This window comes from Alistipes sp. DJF_B185 (assembly GCF_964250025.1).
Taxonomy (GTDB): domain Bacteria; phylum Bacteroidota; class Bacteroidia; order Bacteroidales; family Rikenellaceae; genus Alistipes; species Alistipes finegoldii.
Window position 1 is genome coordinate 258,222 of record NZ_CAXUDY010000004.1, and the last position, 17,414, is coordinate 275,635.

Genomic DNA, 17,414 nt, shown 5'->3' on the forward strand with positions numbered 1-17,414 from the left:
TATGACCAATTTTGGGCACAAAATCATGCTGACGGTTTTGGTGCTGCTGATTACCCCCCCCCCTTGGGTTTGCAGCCGCAACCGTTAATGCCAGCCCCCTGACCCAGACATCCAAGGTCACCGTCAAGGGCGTTGTGAAGGACGCCGCAGGAGCGCCGCTGCTCGGCGTTACCGTCATTGTCAAGGGTACTTCGGTCGGAACCTCGACCAGTATCGACGGTGAATACCAGATCCAGTGCGCCGCCGATGCCGAACTCGACTTCTCGTTCATCGGCTACGAGACGCAGACGCTTCCGGTGGCCAACCGCACGCTGCTGAACGTGACGCTGAAGGAAGACGCGCAGCTGATGGACGAAGTGATCGTCATCGGCTACGGCACCACCACCCGCCGCCGTGCGGTGGGCGCCGTGGACCAGATCAAGTCCGAAGCCATCACCGAACGTTCCGTCGCCAACCTGACGCAGGCGCTGCAGGGCACTTCGCCCAGCCTCGTCATCCAGCAGCGAAGCAGCGACCCGGCCGACAACCAGCTCAACATCAACATCCGCGGTATCGGTACGATGAACAACAACGAACCGCTGATCGTCATCGACGGTCTGGTGTCGGACAACGCCAGCTTCAACAAGCTCAATCCCTCGGACATCGAGAACGTCTCGGTGCTGAAGGATGCCGGTACGGCCGCCATTTACGGTTCGCGCGCCGCCAACGGCGTCCTGCTGGTCACCACCAAGAAGGGCAAGCTGAATCAGGCTCCGACCGTCGAACTCACGGCTATGGTCGGCTGGCAGCAGCCCGAAGTGCTCTACACGCCCGTTCAAGGCTGGCAGAACGCCACGCTGCTCAACATTTCCAAAGCCAATTCGGGGCTGGCTCCCGCCTTTACCGCCGAACAGATCCGCGACCTCAAGGCGCACGGCAACGGCACGTTCTACATGGACGAGATTCTGCGGACGGCCATGCAGCAGAACTACAACGTCAGCGTATCGGGCGGCGGCGCCAATACGACCTATATGATTTCGGCAGGCTATTACGATCAGGAGAGCAACTTCGAAGGTCCCGATTACGGCCGCCAGCGTTACAATTTCCGTACGAACATCACCACCGAATACAAGCGCGTGAAGGTAACGGCCCTGCTCTCCTATTCGCACGAGAACAGCAAGACGACGACCGACGGTTCGACCATCGCCAACGCGATGCGTATTCCCACCTATTACTATTACCGTCAGTACGATCCCGTGACGGGCAAATACCTGCTCAACGACAAACTGACCGACCGCAACTCGCTGGGCCTGCTCGAAGAGGGCGGTTACAACAAGTACCGCAACGACTATGTGAACGCCAACCTGTCGGCTGAGGTGAAGATCATCGACGGGCTGAAACTGCGCGGCGTGCTGGGTGCCGATATCTTCGCCGACCACCGCTATACGCGGACGCACGAAGTGATGTTCTACAATACCGACGCTGCGGGCAATCCGGTCGGCGAAGGCCGTTCGGCCAACAACGACAACAAGTCGGAGGACTGGAACAAACGCGCCTACCTGATCAATTCTCAGCTGATGCTCGACTTCGACCGTACGTTCGGCAAGCACCATGTGGCCGCCCTGTTAGGCGCCTCGAACGAGTCCTACACCTCCGAAGCGAACCAGATCTCCTTCAAATGGGCCGACCCCGATCTGGGTATCAACGGCGACGGCACCGAGGCTGTCATTTCGGGCGACGGCCGGTCTTCGGTGACGCCCGAAAACACGACCCGCACCAGCCTCACCTCCGTTTTCGGCCGCGCAGCCTATGACTACGACAACCGTTACTACGCCGAATTCTCGTTCCGTTACGACGGCTCCTCGAAATTCCGTTCCGACCTGCGCTGGGGCTTCTTCCCCTCCGTGTCGCTGGGTTGGCGTCTCTCGCAGGAGGCTTTCATGGAGAGCTACCGCGACAACGTCGGCGACCTGAAGATCCGCGGTTCCTACGGTACGCTGGGCAACCAGTCGGTGGGCGACTACCAGTACTTCACCACCTACAACGTCTATTCGAACACCTATGCCTTCAATAACGTGGGCGTCGGCGGCGCCGGCTTCCAGCTCGGTACCGACAACCTGCAGTGGGAGGTGTCCAAGACCTTCAACGTCGGTTTCGACGCCTCGTTCTTCCGGGGCAAGCTCAACCTCGGCTTCGACTACTTCAACAAACATACGACCGACATTCTGGTCAAGCCCCAGACCCCGCTGATTCTGGGCACCGAGCTGCAGAACTACAACGCCGGCGAGATGCGCACGCAGGGCTGGGAGCTGACGCTCAGCTATGCGCTCAAGAAACGCGACTGGTCGCACTTCTTCCAGTTCAACATCGGCGACTCGTGGAACAAGGTGCTCAAATACGAGGGCTTCGAGGATATTTCCGGACAGGAGGAGTTCTGGCGCATCACCCGCGAGGGGCTGCCGTTCAACTCCTACTACGGTTACAAGACCGACGGCTTCTTCCAGAGCTATGACGAAATCGCCCATTCGGCCGTGCCGACGGGCAAGAGCGTCAAGCCGGGCGACGTGAAATTCAAGGACCGCAACGGCGACGGCACCATCGACGAGAACGACCGCTACTATCTGGGCAACGCCTTCCCGCGCTACACGCTGGGCTTCACCTACAACGTCGCATGGAAAGGCATCGACCTCTCGATCTTCCTGCAGGGCGTTCTCAAGCGCGACATGATGGTCCGCGGCGAGCTGATCGAGCCGTTCCACTCCAACTACGGTTACACGATGTACGAACACCAGCTCGACTTCTGGACCCCGACCAACACCGACGCCCGCTGGCCGCGTCTGACCGATATTTCGGACCCCTCGAACCAGAACAACTACCGCATGGGTTCGGACCTCTACATGTTCGACGGCAGCTACCTGCGCCTGAAGAACATCCAGCTGGGTTATACGCTTCCCGAACGGATTTCGATGAAATTCGGCGTCAAGCGCTTTAAGATCTACTTCAACGCCCAGAACCTGCTTACGTTCAGCAACTGTTCGTTCATCGACCCCGAATCTTCGGAGTTCGGCTCGAACATGAATTCGGGCGGTGCCAACTCAGGCCGCAACTACCCGAACCTGCGTTACTTCGGCGCCGGTCTGAACATCACATTTTAAATAAAGGCGAAAACTATGAAAACGACGATTTTAAAATATATCACCGTGACGTTCGCCGCCGGAGCGATGCTGCTCGCAGGCTGCAACGATCTGGATCAGGAGCCTACCAACAAGTTTACCGACAAGGCTTTCTGGACTTCGCCCGAACGTGCGAACATGGTGCTCAACATGGCCTACAACCAGATGTTCGGCCACGACAAGATCTGGCAGGACGAAGCCCTGAGCGACAACTTGTACGAACAGCGCGGCAATCCCGATACGCGCACGATCCGCATGGGGCAGGCGACGCCCAACACGGGACTGTTCCGCAGCGAGTGGAAATGGGTGTTCGAGGGTGTCAAGACCTGCAATGTCTTTATGAATTTCGTGGACGAGGTGCCGGGCATGGACCCCGAACGGCTCGCCGGGATGAAGGCGCAGATCCGCTTTATCCGTGCATTCCTCTATTTCCGTCTGGCCAATTTCTACGGCGACATTCCCTTCTTCCTGCAGGATATTTCGCTCGAAGAGTCGCGCCGCGTCTCCCGCACTCCCTATCCGGAGGTGATGAGTGCGCTGCACCGCGAACTCGACGAGATCGTCGGCGACCTGCCCACCCGCGACGAACTGAAAGCCGACGACAACGGCCGCATCACCAAAGCCGCCGCCATGGTGCTCAAGGCGCGTATGTATATGTACGAGAACGTGCAGCGCACCGGCAATTCGGTTTCGGACAACATGCGCAAGGCCGCCGATATCTGCGACAAGCTCATCCACGAGCAGGGCACCTACGGCACCTACAGCCTGCTGACCCAAGGGTCCGGCGACGGCATTCCGGCCTATGAATACCTCTTTACCTCGGCCGCCGAATACAACAGCGAGGTGATCCTCGACTATGCCGCCGTCGAGCTGAACAAACAGTGGTCCACGCTCTATTCGATGGTTCCCCTGACGATGGGCGCCAACCTCTGCCAGAAGGCTCCGACGCGCGCGCTGGTGGACAGCTACCTCAATGCCGACGGCTCGGTTCCCGCGGACAAGACCGTTTATGCGAACCGCGATCCGCGTCTGACCGCTACGGTCGTCTACAACGGCTATGTGTGGAAAGACCGCAACGATAAGGGCGAATACGTGACCAAAGGCACGATCAACGTGACTTCGGGCAATGACAAGGCCGGTACGGACAACGGTTCGCCTACGGGCTTCTACACCCGCAAGTATTTCGATACGACCCACGGCAAGAACCTCGAAATGTGGACCAATATCATCATGATGCGTTATGCCGACGTGCTGCTGATGTACGCCGAGGCGAAGGCGTACCTGAACGAGATGGACGCCGCGGTGTGGAACGAGACGATCAAGCCGATCCGCCAGCGTGCGGGGCTGAGCGGCACCGACTTCCCCTCGTCGGGCGATTACACCCAGATCGTACGCGACGAACGCCGTGTCGAGCTGGCGCTCGAAGGACTGCGCTACTTCGACCTGATCCGCTGGATCAATTACAAGGACTCCAAGTCGCAGGGCGTCATCGACCTTTTGAACGGTGCGGTCTACGGCGCCAAGGAGCTGAACGGAGGCCGTCAGATCGACGAATTCAAGTTCAATTCCAGCCGGGACATCCTCTGGTCGCTTCCGCTCTCCGAAACGCAGCTCGTGCCGACGCTGCTGCCCAACAATTCGGGTTATTAATCGTCAATCAAAAAAGTATCGAAAACAATGAAAAAGATATTGAACATACTGATGGCGGCCCTCGTCCTTACGGGCATCTCCTGCTCGGAAGACTTGGAGTACAAGCCCGGAGGCGTCACTCCGGTGCAGACGCTGCTGCTGCCGGCCGACAACTATTACGTGGAGCTGCAGAGCGCTTCGACGGCGACGCTCCGTTTTTCGTGGGAGCCGGCGCTGGCTGCCGACGGACAGCTTCCCCATTACGAGGTGGTCTTCTTCGGCAAGCCCGGCGGCGAGATCGTTTACCGTTGTGACGCCGGTTCGTCGACCAGCGTGGATATTGTCCACAAGGAGATCAACCGCATCGCCAATGCCGCGGGCATCGACGTCGGGGCTGACGGAGCCGTCTACTGGTCGGTCGTGTCGAGCCGGGGCGTGGATACCGCGCCTGTGGTTGCGACGCCCCGCCGGTTGGAACTGACGCGTCTGCTGGGCTTCAATGTGATTCCGGACCAGTTGTTCCTCACGGGCGAAGCCACCGAGGGCGGCAGCGATCTTGAGAATGCCTGTGTCGGCCGCAAGACCGGCGACGGCGAGTTTACCTTCTATCAGCAGCTCGAAGCCGGCAAGGGCTTTACGTTCGTCAGCTCGAAGGGCGACGACCGCACGACCTATACGGTGGTGAACGGAGCGCTGAACGACCAGAGCGCCGAACCCGCCACGATCGACAGATCGGGTGTCTACCGCATCAAGCTCGACCTCAATGTCCGCGGAATCACCTTCGAGCATATAGACCGCGTGGAATTCAATTTCGCACCGCGCACCGAAGACAACGGCAATATGGAGTATATCGGCAACGGCTGCTGGAAATTCTCCGATTACAACGTCAAATTCAGGGAAGAGAGCTGGGGACTCGACCAGCGTTACAACTTCCATCCGGTTTTCGACGGGGTTACGTATGTATGGGCCGGTACGAAAGGCAACGACAGCAGCCCCAGCGCGCTGAGCGGTGCGGAGTATTACATCCTGACCGAGAATCTGTTTACCGGGGATGCCTATGGTCCCGAAAAGTTTAAGTTCCACAGCGATTTTAACGGTAAGAAAGTCGATATCACCCTGATTATGTCCGGTGACGTGGAGAATTGTACGCATGTAATCGAGATCGTCGGCTAAAAAATAATTGAACCTATGAAAAACATACTGAATAAACTGGTTGTTCTGCTGCTCGCGGGTTTTGCACTGGCGGCCTGTACCGAGCATACGGAATATGACGATACCGGCTTCAGCGCGGTCGAAAAACTGCTCTATCCGTCGGACGGCTACGCCCTCGATCTGATCGAACAGGCCGATGCCAACCTTTATTTCGAATGGGAGGTCTCCAAGGTCGGAACTCCCGTCTACACCGTGGTTTTCCTCGATGCGGCCAAAAAGGAGATCGGCCGTTATCTGGCCGACAACAACGGTCAGAAGTCCTCGCTGAAAATGCTCCACAGTCAGCTCAATGCGATTGCCGGCGACGCCGGCATCGAGCCTGACGCTGCGGGCGACCTCTATTGGACGGTCAGCGCCGGACTGGGCGGAGCCGAACAGCTTTCGCCGGCCGAGCCGCACAAACTCACCGTCAAGCGTTATGCTTCGATCGACGCGCCCTACCACCTCTATGTGACGGGCGAAGGCTCCGAGTTCGGCACGGATCCCGCCGCGGCTAAACAGATGCGCGAGCTGGGCGACGGCAAGTTCGAGATTTACACCCGATTCACCGGCTCGTTCAGCTTCATCAACCGCAATGCGGCGGGCAGCAAGCGTACGTTCGGCGTTGCCGAAGGCCGCCTGACCGAGGGCGCCGACGCCGCAGGCACGGGCGACGGCGTTTACCGCGTACTGGTCGATTTCAAGGCCGGTACCGTGAAGATGGAAAAGATCGAAAGCGTGAAATACCACTGGTGCTGGACGCCCGATCCCGATGCCGTGATGGAATATGCCGGCAACGGCGTCTGGAAGCGTCAGATCACTTGGGACGGTGACAACCGCTACCGTTTCGACGCGGTGATCGACGGCACGGATTACATCTGGGGCTACTCGTCGAGCGATATGAGCGATTCGGACATGCCCTCCGGCCTGACCGGGCCGCAGTACAGGCTGTCAATGCGCGAAACGGGCAATATCAATCAGTGGGACTACTCCTTCAAGCATATCGCCGTGCTGAGGAACGTCACCTGCACGATCGTCGTGGACTGCTCGCCCGAAGCCGAGGCGTACTACCACCGTTACGAATTCGACTTCGCGCCCGAAGCCACTCCCGTGACGCTGATCTCGCCCGATGACAACGCCTCCGTCGTGCTGAATGCGCAGGCGGGCGCCAAGCTGACCTTCGCGTGGAACAAGCTTCCCGATTCGGACCCTGCGGGCAAGCTGACGAGCTATACGCTGGTCTTCTATTCGGACGCTGCGCTGGAAAAGGCCGTCGGCCGCAAGGAGGCGCAGTATAACGGCTCCGTGGACGTCTCCTTCTCCGAGCTGGAGTCGATCGCCGATGCTGCGGGCATTGCCGCCGAAGGCACGGGCGACCTGTACTGGGCCGTAGAGAGCAAACTGCTTTCGTGGACGGCGCTCTCCTCCGGCCGCAAACTCACGGTTACCCGCATGAAGGGTATTCCGACCGCCGCCTACATCACGGGCGCCGCTTCGGAGTTCGGTTCCGGCTATCAGGCCCTCAAGGCGCTGGGCGCGGGCAAGTTCGAGATTTTCACCAAGCTGACGACTGACGCCGCAGGGTACAACTTCACCGACGGCGATACGGCCGATGCGCGCAAGTTCGTCGTCGAAGGCGGTGCGATCCGGGAGAGCGACGCAAGCGTCGTTTCGTCCGAAGAGGCCATCTATTACATCCTGCTCGACTTCGGCGCAGGCACGGCGAAGCTCCAGAAGATCGAGAACATGCGTTACCTCTCGCCGAACGTCAAGACCCAGCATACCGAGAAGCAGATCAAGCTGCCTTATCAGGGCAACGGCATCTGGTATGCCGCAGGCGTGGTGCCCTACCTGAGGGACTGGGATGACGACCGCTACTTCTTCTGGGCCGAGGTGGACGGCGTGAAGACGAAGTTCGGCGCCAATCCCGGCATGACGGGCGACCTGAATTCCAAGCCTGCCGAGAACGATTCGCGCTTCCGCGTATTCTGGCCGATCGCCGATGTGAACGGCGACGATGCCGGCGCGTTCAAGATGCTCCACGCCTACCGCGGCAACGACTCCAAGCGGGTGAACATCAAGCTCAACATGAGTCCCGATACGGAGCACTACTACAACTATATCGAGTATCTGGATTAACCAACTCTCCGGGGGAGGCGCGCTCCGCAAGGCGTGCCCCCCCCCGGTAAAAAACGACAGACTTATGAAAAAATACATTTTAGCGCTTACCGCCGCGGCGACCCTGCTGGGGGCCTGCGAGGTGGACGACAAATACTACGGCAAAGAGGTGGTGGATCCGGCCGAGAAGCTCAAACCCGCTTACGGGGAGGACTGGACCGCCCATGCCGACAAGATCGACGAGAAGCTGATCGAGAATTTCATGAATACCGACCGCGGCACATTCTGGTATACCGATCAGGACCGCACGAACGAATCGACCTACTGCTACTGGCCGCAGGCTCATGCGATGGACGTGCTCATAGACGCTTACCTGCGTATTCCCGAAGGCGACGCCCGCCGCGACACCTATGCCGGCTACATGTCCAAATGGTACGAGAACAAGGGCAACAACTACGGCAACAGCTATTGGGGAACTTACGGTTTCGGCAATGCCTACACCGACGACTCGGAGTGGATCATCCTGACGCTGATCCGCATGTACGAGGCTACCGGAGTACAGAAGTACCTCGCCGCCGCTCGCAAGACCTACGAGGAGACGGTGATCGCCCGCTGGACCGACGACGAGAACGGCGGCGGCATCCGCTGGAGCTTCGACGCCGAGAACAGCAAGAACGCCTGCTCGAACGGTCCGGGCGCCCTCTGCGCCATGCGCCTGTGGGCCAACAGCCCCGAAGGAGCCGAGAGGGATCAGTATCTGGCCGATGCGAAGAAGATTTACAACTGGCTCAGCTCGACGCTCTACAATCCGCTGACGGGCGCCGTGTCCGACAACATGAAGAACGGCGTGATCAATGGCGGCGCGCTGACCTATAATCAGGGTACGTTCATGGGCGCCGCGCACGAGCTTTACAAGGCCACGGGCGACGCCAAATACATGACCGACGCCGCGCGCGCGGCGCGTTACACCATGAAGTCGATGGTGACCAACGGGGTGCTGAACAACGAAGGTTCGGGCGACAATGCGCTTTTCAAGGGGATTTTCGTCCGCTATGCGATGAACGTCTGGAAGGACGCTTCGGTCGATAAGGCCGATGCGGGGCTGCGCCGGGAGATCGAGGAGTTCCTGATCTACAACGGGCTGGTCTGCTGGCGCGACGGCGTGGACAAGTCGGAGGGATCGAAGTGGTTCTTCGGCGGATTTTGGGGCGAGCCGGGATCTTCGTGGGACGGCCGTCTGAACGAGCAGGTCAGCGCTTCGACGATGATCGAGGCCATGGCGCTGCTGATCGAGTAGGGCGCAAGGTCCTCAGGACAGGCAAAGAGAAAGAGCGGGTTTCGGCCCGCTCTTTCTTCGTTTGATATGCTCCGCCGGATGTTATGCCGGATTCCGTGTCGTGACTGTGGCGGCTGTTATGCCGGACGTCCCCGGACGTTACGCCGACCGGTCTGCGGCATCTTCGCTCTCTTCGCCCACCTCTTGCCGGATCTGCGAAAGTTTCTCCTTGCGGTAGACTTTGGGCGTGCAGCCGTATTTGGCGGAGAAGCATTTGAAGAAGGTGCCCCGGTTTACGAAGCCCGCCTTGTAGATGATCTCGTCGATCGAGAGCTTCGTGGTCGTGAGCAGCTGTTCAGCCTTGGCCAGCCGGTACTCCTTGATGATGTTGGTCGGCGTCTGGTTGAGGATGCCCTCCAGCCGTCGGTAGAGGTTGCGGATGCTCACGCCCAGTTCGTCGGCGATGAATTTGGTCGAGATCTCCGTGTTGGAGATGTTGTCGTTGATGATCTTCAGCATCCGGTCGATGAACTCCTTGTCGTCCTGATGGAGCATGCGCCCGTCGGAAAGCTCGAAGGCGCTGATCGAGGACTTGTAATAGTCCTTGAGCGACCGGTTGCGGCGGAGCAGCTGCTCCGCCACGGCTTTGAGGTATTCGACGTTGAACGGAAGCGTCAAGCAGATGTCCGCGCCCGACTCCACGCCCTTGATGCGCTCGTCGATCTGCTGGGCCGTCGAGAGCAGGATGACCGGGATGTGCGAGGTCAGCTTGCCCTGCTTGATGAACTGGATGAGCGACAGGCAGTCGGATTGCTCGGAGAGGGCGTCGCAGATGACGATGTCGGGGTGCATCTGTTTCAGCAGCTCGATCATCTCGGTTTTGCCCGACGGCATTTTGATGTTGTAGTCCGCGGCGAAAAGCTCGGCCACGAAATTCATGATCTCCGAATTGTCGTTGACGATGAACACCGTCCTGCGGTTTTTGTCGAACGGGAATTCGCGCCGCGTCACGGTCGGCAGGGGCAGTCCGTATTCTTTGGACGCGGGCACGATGTTGTCGGCGGCCGGGGTGTTTTCGGCCGTGACTTTCAGTTGCGGCAGCAGTACGGTGAAGGTCGTCTGCGCGTTGGGAGTGCTTTCGACCTTGATTTCGCCCTGCATGCGGACCACGATGCTGTGGCAGATCGCCAGACGCAGGTCGCCCTGAAACGAGAGACCGCGCTCGCTCTTGCGTTCGAAATAGTCGAGTACGCGGTAGCGGTCGAAAATCGCTTCGATGTCTTCGAGATTGACGCCCACGCTGTCGTTGGAGGCCGAGATGAGGAGCTTGCCGTTGTCGCTGCGGATCGTGAGACTTACGGCGCCGTTGTAGGGCGTATGCTTGAAGGCATTGGACAGCAGTGTGTTGAGGATCGTCGAAAGTCCGTCGCGGTCGGTCGGCCACACGAGGTTGCGCTCGATGTCCAGCTGGCAGTGGATGCTGTTCTGCTGCGAATATTCGCCGAAGGTCTCGACCATGCTCTGCGCGATTTCGGCCACGGGAACCAGCTCGATGTTTTCGCTTTCGTCGTTCTGCCCCGTGCGGATGCCGCGGAACTCGTGGAGCATGTAGATCAGGTCGTGGAGCTTCGAGACGTTCTGCCGTATGGTCTGCGCGTATTTGAGCACATAGGGGTCCGCCTTGCGGTAGGCGAGTATCTGCTGGCAGGGGGCCGAGATCATCGTCAGCGGCATTGACAGCTCCTGCGTGATGTTCGAGAAGAAGCGCATCTTCGATTCATAGACCTCCTCCTTGCGGCGGATTTCGAGCCGCTGCAGTTTCTCGGCGCGACGGCGTCGGTAGCGGAGCAGGTAATGGCGGATGACGCCCCCGACTACGGCCAGCAGCAACAGCACGTAGAGACATTTGGCCGCCGCGGTCGCATACCACGCCGGTTTGAGACGTATCGGCAGCGAATAGACCGGACTTTCGGCCCCGGTGATGTTGTTGCGGTAACGCACGTCGAGCCGGTAGGTGCCGGCCGGCAGGTCGGCGAACGAGAGTTGCGACGACGCGCCGGTCCACTGGTCGTTGTAGCCGTCCAGACGGCTGTAATAGCTGTAGTTGCTGCCGTTCACGTAGTCGAGCGCCGAGACCGTGATCTCGAAGATGCGCTGTCCGTGTCTGAGCGTCAGCACGCCGTCGCGGGAGAGCATGTCGCCGATGTTGCGGATGCCGTCGTTGAGCCGGATGTCGCGGAACAGCATCGGGGGATTGTACTCCTGCTCGCGGAAGCCCGTATCCTCGATGGTCACCAGTCCGTCGATGCCGCCGAAGAAGAGGGTGCCCGTCCGCGGGTCGGCGAAACAGGCCCCGTCGCTGTATTCGATGGTGTTCAGTCCGTACGAATAGCCGTAGGTCACCACGTAGCCCGTGTGGGGCGAGTACTGCACCAGACCGCGGTTGGTGCTCAGCCAGAGGTCACCCTTGCGGTCTTCGAGAATGCCGTGCACGGTGTTGCGGATGCCCGGAACGTGCGAGGTCGAATCCCGCCGGAATTCGATCAGCCCGCCGCTTGTGCCGAACCACATGGTGCCGTCGCCGCTGCGGTGGATGGCGAAGATGTCGTTGGCGATGGCGCTGCGCCCCGCGTCGAACTTGAAGACTTCGCTGCCGCCGCCGGCGATGTCGTAGCGGACCGCGCCGCCGCCGCGGTTGCCGAACCACATTGCCGAGCCGTTTTCGGGGTAGAGCGTGAAGAAGAAGTTCTTGATCTCCAGTTCGTCGTTGAAATGCAGTTGCTCGACCCCGCGTATCGAGGGCTGCGACGCCGTGCCGCCCAGCGTCACGCGGAATGCGCCGCAGCCCACCGTGGCCACCCACAGCGTGTCGGGCGAAGTCTCGTACAGGGCGTGTATGTATTTGAGCGGCGCCGGGGTGCGGAGCGTGCGGATGCGCCGGTCGTCGTACGAATAGTAGTTCAGTCCTTCGCCGTCGGTGCCGATCCAGAGCAGGTTGCGTCTGCTGCGGGCGAAGGCGTAGACCGAATTGTCGAGCAGCTCGCTGTTGTCGGCCGTGAGCTGCTGCACGTGCGCCGGGGTGAACTCCTTGCGGTCGTAGAAGTCGGCGATGCGCAGGATGCCTTCGCCTTTGGTTCCGACCCAGAGCGTCCGCTCGTCGTCGATGTAGAGCGCGCGGACGGGTTTCGAGAGGTTGTAGGGCAGTTGGTTGAAGGTGATCGAGCGGAACGCCGTGGCGTTGCGCGTATGCTGGTAGAGTCCCTGTCCGTCGGTGCCGATCCATACGATCTCCTGCCGGGCGTCGCGCAGCAGCGAAAAGACGCCGCAGGGGATGTTGATGTGCTCGGTGGCGTATTTCACGCTCTGTTCGGGCGTGGTGCGCAGCCGTATGACGCCGTTGGTATAGAACGAGACGATGTAGTCGCCGCCGTCGCGGACGATGCTCGACACGCTGCCCATGCGCGCCATCTCGTCGTTCATCTCCTTGATGTAGATCAGGCGGCGCTCCCGGATGTCGAATTCGTAGAATATGTGATTTTCGTCGATGAAGAAGCCGCTGCCGTTTTCGGCGAACGCGTATTCGGGATTCGAGACCGTGGGGAACCGTTCGGGCTGTCCGATGCCGATTCGGTCGTTGTTTTTGTCCGGGAATGCGACCGGTATGCGGAAGATTCCTTTGCGGGAGAATACCCACAGGGCGCCGTCGTCGTCCAGCTGCATGTCGAGGATGTCGGCGTAGTCGATGCCGGGCATGGGCTGTACGGAGCTGAACCGGCGCGCCGCCGGGTCGTAACAGCTGAATTTGTTGTCCTGCGTGACGACGAGCACCTCGTTGCTGCGCCGTGTCACGATTTTGTACATTCCTTGGAAGTCCGCATGGCGTTCGACCCGCTTGCTGTCGGGGTCGAAGAGATCCAGTCCGTAGTTGGTGCGGATCCAGAAGAGCGAGTCCGTGGTGACGGCGATCTCCTCGATGAGATTTCCTGACAGCGGAGTCTCTCCGCCCCAGTCGTTCGGGAAGAGCCGCATCCGTTCTCCGTCCCACATATTCAGGCCGTCGCAGCTTCCGACCCAGATGAATCCGTGTTTGTCCTGAGCCAGCGAAAGTATGGCGTTGTTCGATATCCCTTCGCGGCTCGATATCTGCCGCAGGTTGCTGGCGCGGACTGCCGTACAGAACAGCAGGAGCAGCCAGACGAGACCGGTTTTTCGTGTCATGGGAACTGTCGGTTAGGTAGGTTTGAACTCTTTTGTGCAAATTTATGCAAAATACGGCTTAAATCGGATAAATATTGTGTCGAAAAGTCCAGAAAACAGACAAAAATCGTATTTTTGCGGTTGCAAAACCGGACCCGACGCCCCGATATGCGGGGCCGGAAGCGCGGAAATGCCTGTTCAGGAGTGTTTGGCACGTATCTGTACTATTTCTTCATGGATACGGACTGCCGATTCCCCGGCGTTTTCTAATTTTGTTAGCGAAAACCCGAAACCCGTATGACCTGCATGAAAAAAATCGTACTCTTGTCGCTGGCTCTTTTCTCCGTCGCGGCGCTTCGTGCCGATGGACCGGTGGACTGGGCGCAGTACGGACGTTATGAACTTCAGAATGCCGTATTGGACCGGCCCGTCGAGGTGGTCTTCATGGGCAATTCCATCACCGACAGCTGGATTCGCGTCGATCCCGATTTCTTCGAACAGAACGGTTTCCTCGACCGCGGTATCAGCGGGCAGACGACCGTCCAGATGCTCGCCCGTTTCCGCAGCGACGTGATCGACCTGAAACCCCAAGTCGTGGTCATTCTGGCGGGCATCAACGACATCGCGCGGAACAACGGCCCCATAGAACTCGAAAACGTCTTCGGCAACATCGTCTCGATGTGCGATCTGGCCCGCTACAACGGGATCAAGGTGGTGCTTTGTTCGTTGCTGCCCTGCGACCGCTTCTCGTGGCGGCCCGAAATGGAGCCTGCCGAGGAGGTCCGACGACTCAATACGATGCTGGAACGCTATGCCGCGGAGCAGAAGATTCCCTATGTGGATTACCATCGGGCGCTCGATAACGGCAGCGGCGGAATGTCCGAAGAGCTCTCCCAAGACGGCTGTCATCCGGTTCTTTCCGGCTATTTGCGGATGGAGTCGCTGGTCGTCGAAGGCATCAACCGGGCGCTCGGCGTTCAGAAAACATGGTATATAACCGTATTGCCTGCAAAATAACCGATAAACGATGAAGAAACTGCTTATTATGGCTTTTGCCGCGTCTGTTTTCGCGGCTTGCTGCAACAACGGCGGCGCGGCGTGCGACGCCCGCAATCTCGATCGCGCAAAGGCGACGCTCGATTCGATATACGCGCATTACGGCGTGGCCGAAAACCGCCTGCTGCGCGAGAACTATCCGTTCAATGTGGATTATACGGCGAGCTACCTCGCTTCGGCGGATCAGGCGCGCCCCAATCCCTATTCCTACCTCTGGCCCTTTTCGGGAACCCTCTCGGCCGTGAATACGATTCTCGAAGCCGACGCGTCGTACCGCAGCGTGCTCGACGGGCGCGTACTGCCGGGGCTGGCCGAATACCTCGACACGACGCGCATGCCCGCGGCCTATGCCTCCTATATCAATACGGCCTCCGCTTCGGACCGCTTTTACGACGACAATGTCTGGCTGGGCATTGATTTCTGCGATATCTACGAAGCCACGGGCGACAAAAAGTACCTCGCCGAAGCCGAGATGATCTGGAAATTCATCGAGAGCGGCACGGACGACGTGCTGGGCGGCGGCATCTACTGGTGCGAACAGCAGAAACATTCGAAGAATACCTGCTCGAACGCGCCCGGTACGGTCTACGCGCTGAAACTCTACGCCGCCACGGGCGACGAACGTTATCTCGCGCAGGGCAAGGCGCTCTACGCTTGGACCAAGGAACACCTGCTCGATCCCGAAGACGGCCTTTATTTCGACAACATCGGCCTCGACGGCAAGATCGGCCGCGCGAAGTTCGCCTACAACAGCGGACAGATGGTGCAGGCCGGGGCGCTGCTCTACAAGGCGACGGGCGACGAAAGCTACCTGAAAGACGCTCAGCGTACGGCGGCCGCCTGCTACGACCGCTTCTTCGGGGAGTTCACGCCCCAAGGCGGCGAGACCTTCCGCATCATCAACAAGGGCAACGTGTGGTTCTCGGCGGTGATGGTGCGCGGACTGGCCGAACTCTACGCCATCGACGGCAATGCGGCTTACCTCGGCGACGTGCAGCGCACGCTCGACTATGCGTGGGAGCATGCCCGCGATGCGCAGGGGCTGTTCGAGACCGACTTTACGGGGGCGGACAAGCAGTCCGAGAAGTGGCTGCTGACGCAGGGTGCCATGGCCGAGATGTACGGACGCATGAGCGGCGTGAAACTGGATCAGACAAAATAACCATACTCAACTTACACATTGCAACAAAATGAAAATGAAGAAAATCCTTAACATCTGCCTTGCGGCCGCCGTGGTGTGCGCCGCAGAGGGCGTCTCGGCCCGCACGGTGAGCCTTTCCGCTCCCGCCGAAGCCCCGCAGCCCGCTGCGCGCGAAGCCGCAGCTCCGATGCCTGCCGACAATACGCGTATGGCCAAGCCCGGCAAGAAGACCAAAGCGCAGACGCCGGCCGCATATGCCGCGACGAACCGTCCCGCCGAAGCCGAACGTCTGTTCCGCTCAGAAGCCGTGGAACAGGAGATCGCCCGCATCAAGGGCGTGCTGACCAACGCCAAGCTGGCGTGGATGTTCGAGAACTGCTTCCCCAATACGCTCGACACGACGGTCCGCGCCCGCAAGGACGCCAACGGCAAGGACGATACGATCGTTTACACGGGCGATATCCATGCCATGTGGCTCCGCGACTCCGGTGCGCAGGTGTGGCCCTATCTCCAGCTGGCCAATAAGGACGAGCACCTGCGCAGCATGCTGGCGGGCGTTATCCGCCGCCAGTTCAAGTGCATCGAACTCGATCCCTACGCCAACGCATTCCTCGATCCCTACGATCCGAATCCCGACCACCAGTGGATGAGCGACCAGACCGAGATGCGCCCCGAACTCCACGAGCGCAAGTGGGAGATCGACTCGCTCTGCTACCCGCTGCGGCTGGCTTATCAGTACTGGCTGACGACGGGCGACGCTTCGGTTTTCGACGAGCACTGGATGGCCGCCATCAAGAATATCCTGAAGACCTTCCGCGAGCAGCAGCGCAAGGAGGGACTGGGTCCTTACACCTTCATGCGTGTGACCGACCGTCAGCTCGACACGGTCTGCAATGCGGGCAAGGGCAATCCGGTGAACCCCGTGGGGCTGATCGCTTCGGTGTTCCGTCCTTCGGACGACGCCACGACGTTCCTGTTCCTCGTACCTTCGAACTTCTTCGCCGTGACTTCGCTGCGCAAGGCCGCCGAGATTCTGACCAAGGTGAACGACGAGCCGGCGCTGGCCGCCGAGTGCACCGCGCTGGCCGCCGAGGTCGAGACCGCGCTCAAGAAGTATGCGACTTACAACCATCCCGAATTCGGCACGATCTACGCATTCGAGGTGGACGGTTTCGGCAACCGCTTCCTGATGGACGACGCCAACGTGCCGAGCCTGCTGGCGATGCCTTATCTGGGCGATATGGATGTGAACGATCCGATCTACCAGAATACGCGCCGTTTCGTGTGGAGCGAGGCGAACCCCTACTTCTTCCGCGGTACGGCGGGCGAGGGCATCGGCGGTCCGCATATCGGTTACGACATGGCATGGCCGATGAGCATCATGATGAAGGCTTTCACGTCGCAGGACGACGCCGAGATCAAACGCTGCGTCGAGATGCTGATGACCACCGACGCCGGAACGGGCTTCATGCACGAGTCGTTCAACGTGAACGATCCCGCGGACTTCACCCGCTCGTGGTTCGCATGGCAGAACACGCTGTTCGGCGAGTTGATTCTCAAGCTGGTGAACGAGGGCAAGACCGATCTGCTGAATTCGATAGAGGTTAAATAGGTTAATTTACGGAGGGCCGCGGTCTGACTGCGGCCCTCTTTT

The 17,414-nt window shown here is 59.6% G+C and carries 9 protein-coding genes; 8 read left to right on the top strand and 1 reads right to left on the bottom strand.

The window, feature by feature from the left end; genetic code table 11:
• Positions 1 to 134 precede the first annotated feature (134 nt).
• The 5 genes from ACESTR_RS07610 (at position 135) to ACESTR_RS07630 (ending at position 9,387) form a co-directional block, all read left to right on the top strand.
• Positions 135 to 3,134 carry a SusC/RagA family TonB-linked outer membrane protein gene (locus tag ACESTR_RS07610; RefSeq protein WP_237958743.1) on the top strand — a complete coding sequence of 1,000 codons (3,000 nt, stop codon included), beginning with the start codon at positions 135 to 137 and terminating at the stop codon, positions 3,132 to 3,134.
• Positions 3,135 to 3,149: 15 nt separating this feature from the next.
• Complete coding sequence (locus ACESTR_RS07615; RefSeq protein WP_009597876.1) at positions 3,150 to 4,802, top strand: RagB/SusD family nutrient uptake outer membrane protein; 1,653 nt, start codon at positions 3,150 to 3,152, stop codon at positions 4,800 to 4,802.
• Between the two features lie 27 nt (positions 4,803 to 4,829).
• Complete coding sequence (locus tag ACESTR_RS07620; RefSeq protein WP_014774596.1) at positions 4,830 to 5,954, top strand: SusE domain-containing protein; 1,125 nt, start codon at positions 4,830 to 4,832, stop codon at positions 5,952 to 5,954.
• A gap of 15 nt (positions 5,955 to 5,969) precedes the next feature.
• Positions 5,970 to 8,111 carry a SusE domain-containing protein gene (locus tag ACESTR_RS07625; protein WP_130062656.1) on the top strand — a complete coding sequence of 714 codons (2,142 nt, stop codon included), beginning with the start codon at positions 5,970 to 5,972 and terminating at the stop codon, positions 8,109 to 8,111.
• Positions 8,112 to 8,175: 64 nt separating this feature from the next.
• Complete coding sequence (locus tag ACESTR_RS07630) at positions 8,176 to 9,387, top strand: glycoside hydrolase family 76 protein (protein WP_302576175.1); 1,212 nt, start codon at positions 8,176 to 8,178, stop codon at positions 9,385 to 9,387.
• 138 nt (positions 9,388 to 9,525) lie between these two features.
• Here the strand turns inward: ACESTR_RS07630 and ACESTR_RS07635 are convergent, their stop codons facing one another.
• Complete coding sequence (locus ACESTR_RS07635) at positions 9,526 to 13,584, bottom strand: two-component regulator propeller domain-containing protein (protein WP_373179055.1); 4,059 nt, start codon at positions 13,582 to 13,584, stop codon at positions 9,526 to 9,528.
• 276 nt (positions 13,585 to 13,860) lie between these two features.
• Between ACESTR_RS07635 and ACESTR_RS07640 the strand changes: the two genes are divergently transcribed.
• The 3 genes from ACESTR_RS07640 to ACESTR_RS07650 are packed head-to-tail and all read left to right on the top strand — an operon-like array spanning position 13,861 to position 17,372.
• On the top strand, positions 13,861 to 14,580 hold the full coding sequence (locus tag ACESTR_RS07640) for a GDSL-type esterase/lipase family protein (RefSeq protein WP_278713889.1): 720 nt from the start codon (positions 13,861 to 13,863) through the stop codon (positions 14,578 to 14,580).
• A 10-nt stretch (positions 14,581 to 14,590) separates the two neighbouring features.
• Positions 14,591 to 15,781 (top strand): glycoside hydrolase family 76 protein, encoded by a 1,191-nt coding sequence (locus ACESTR_RS07645; RefSeq protein ID WP_279064893.1) that lies wholly within the window; start codon positions 14,591 to 14,593, stop codon positions 15,779 to 15,781.
• Between the two features lie 28 nt (positions 15,782 to 15,809).
• Positions 15,810 to 17,372 carry a glycoside hydrolase family 125 protein gene (locus ACESTR_RS07650; RefSeq protein ID WP_371416332.1) on the top strand — a complete coding sequence of 521 codons (1,563 nt, stop codon included), beginning with the start codon at positions 15,810 to 15,812 and terminating at the stop codon, positions 17,370 to 17,372.
• The last annotated feature ends 42 nt before the right edge of the window (positions 17,373 to 17,414 follow it).

Excerpts from the sequence above, each read along its gene's own strand:
- ACESTR_RS07645 (WP_279064893.1), top strand. The coding sequence starts at position 14,591 with ATGAAGAAACTGCTTATTATGGCTTTTGCCGCGTCTGTTTTCGCGGCT.
- ACESTR_RS07620 (WP_014774596.1), top strand. The coding sequence starts at position 4,830 with ATGAAAAAGATATTGAACATACTGATGGCGGCCCTCGTCCTTACGGGC.
- ACESTR_RS07640 (WP_278713889.1), top strand. The coding sequence starts at position 13,861 with ATGACCTGCATGAAAAAAATCGTACTCTTGTCGCTGGCTCTTTTCTCC.
- ACESTR_RS07615 (WP_009597876.1), top strand. The coding sequence starts at position 3,150 with ATGAAAACGACGATTTTAAAATATATCACCGTGACGTTCGCCGCCGGA.
- ACESTR_RS07635 (WP_373179055.1), bottom strand. The coding sequence starts at position 13,584 with ATGACACGAAAAACCGGTCTCGTCTGGCTGCTCCTGCTGTTCTGTACG.
- ACESTR_RS07650 (WP_371416332.1), top strand. The coding sequence starts at position 15,810 with ATGAAAATGAAGAAAATCCTTAACATCTGCCTTGCGGCCGCCGTGGTG.
- ACESTR_RS07625 (WP_130062656.1), top strand. The coding sequence starts at position 5,970 with ATGAAAAACATACTGAATAAACTGGTTGTTCTGCTGCTCGCGGGTTTT.
- ACESTR_RS07630 (WP_302576175.1), top strand. The coding sequence starts at position 8,176 with ATGAAAAAATACATTTTAGCGCTTACCGCCGCGGCGACCCTGCTGGGG.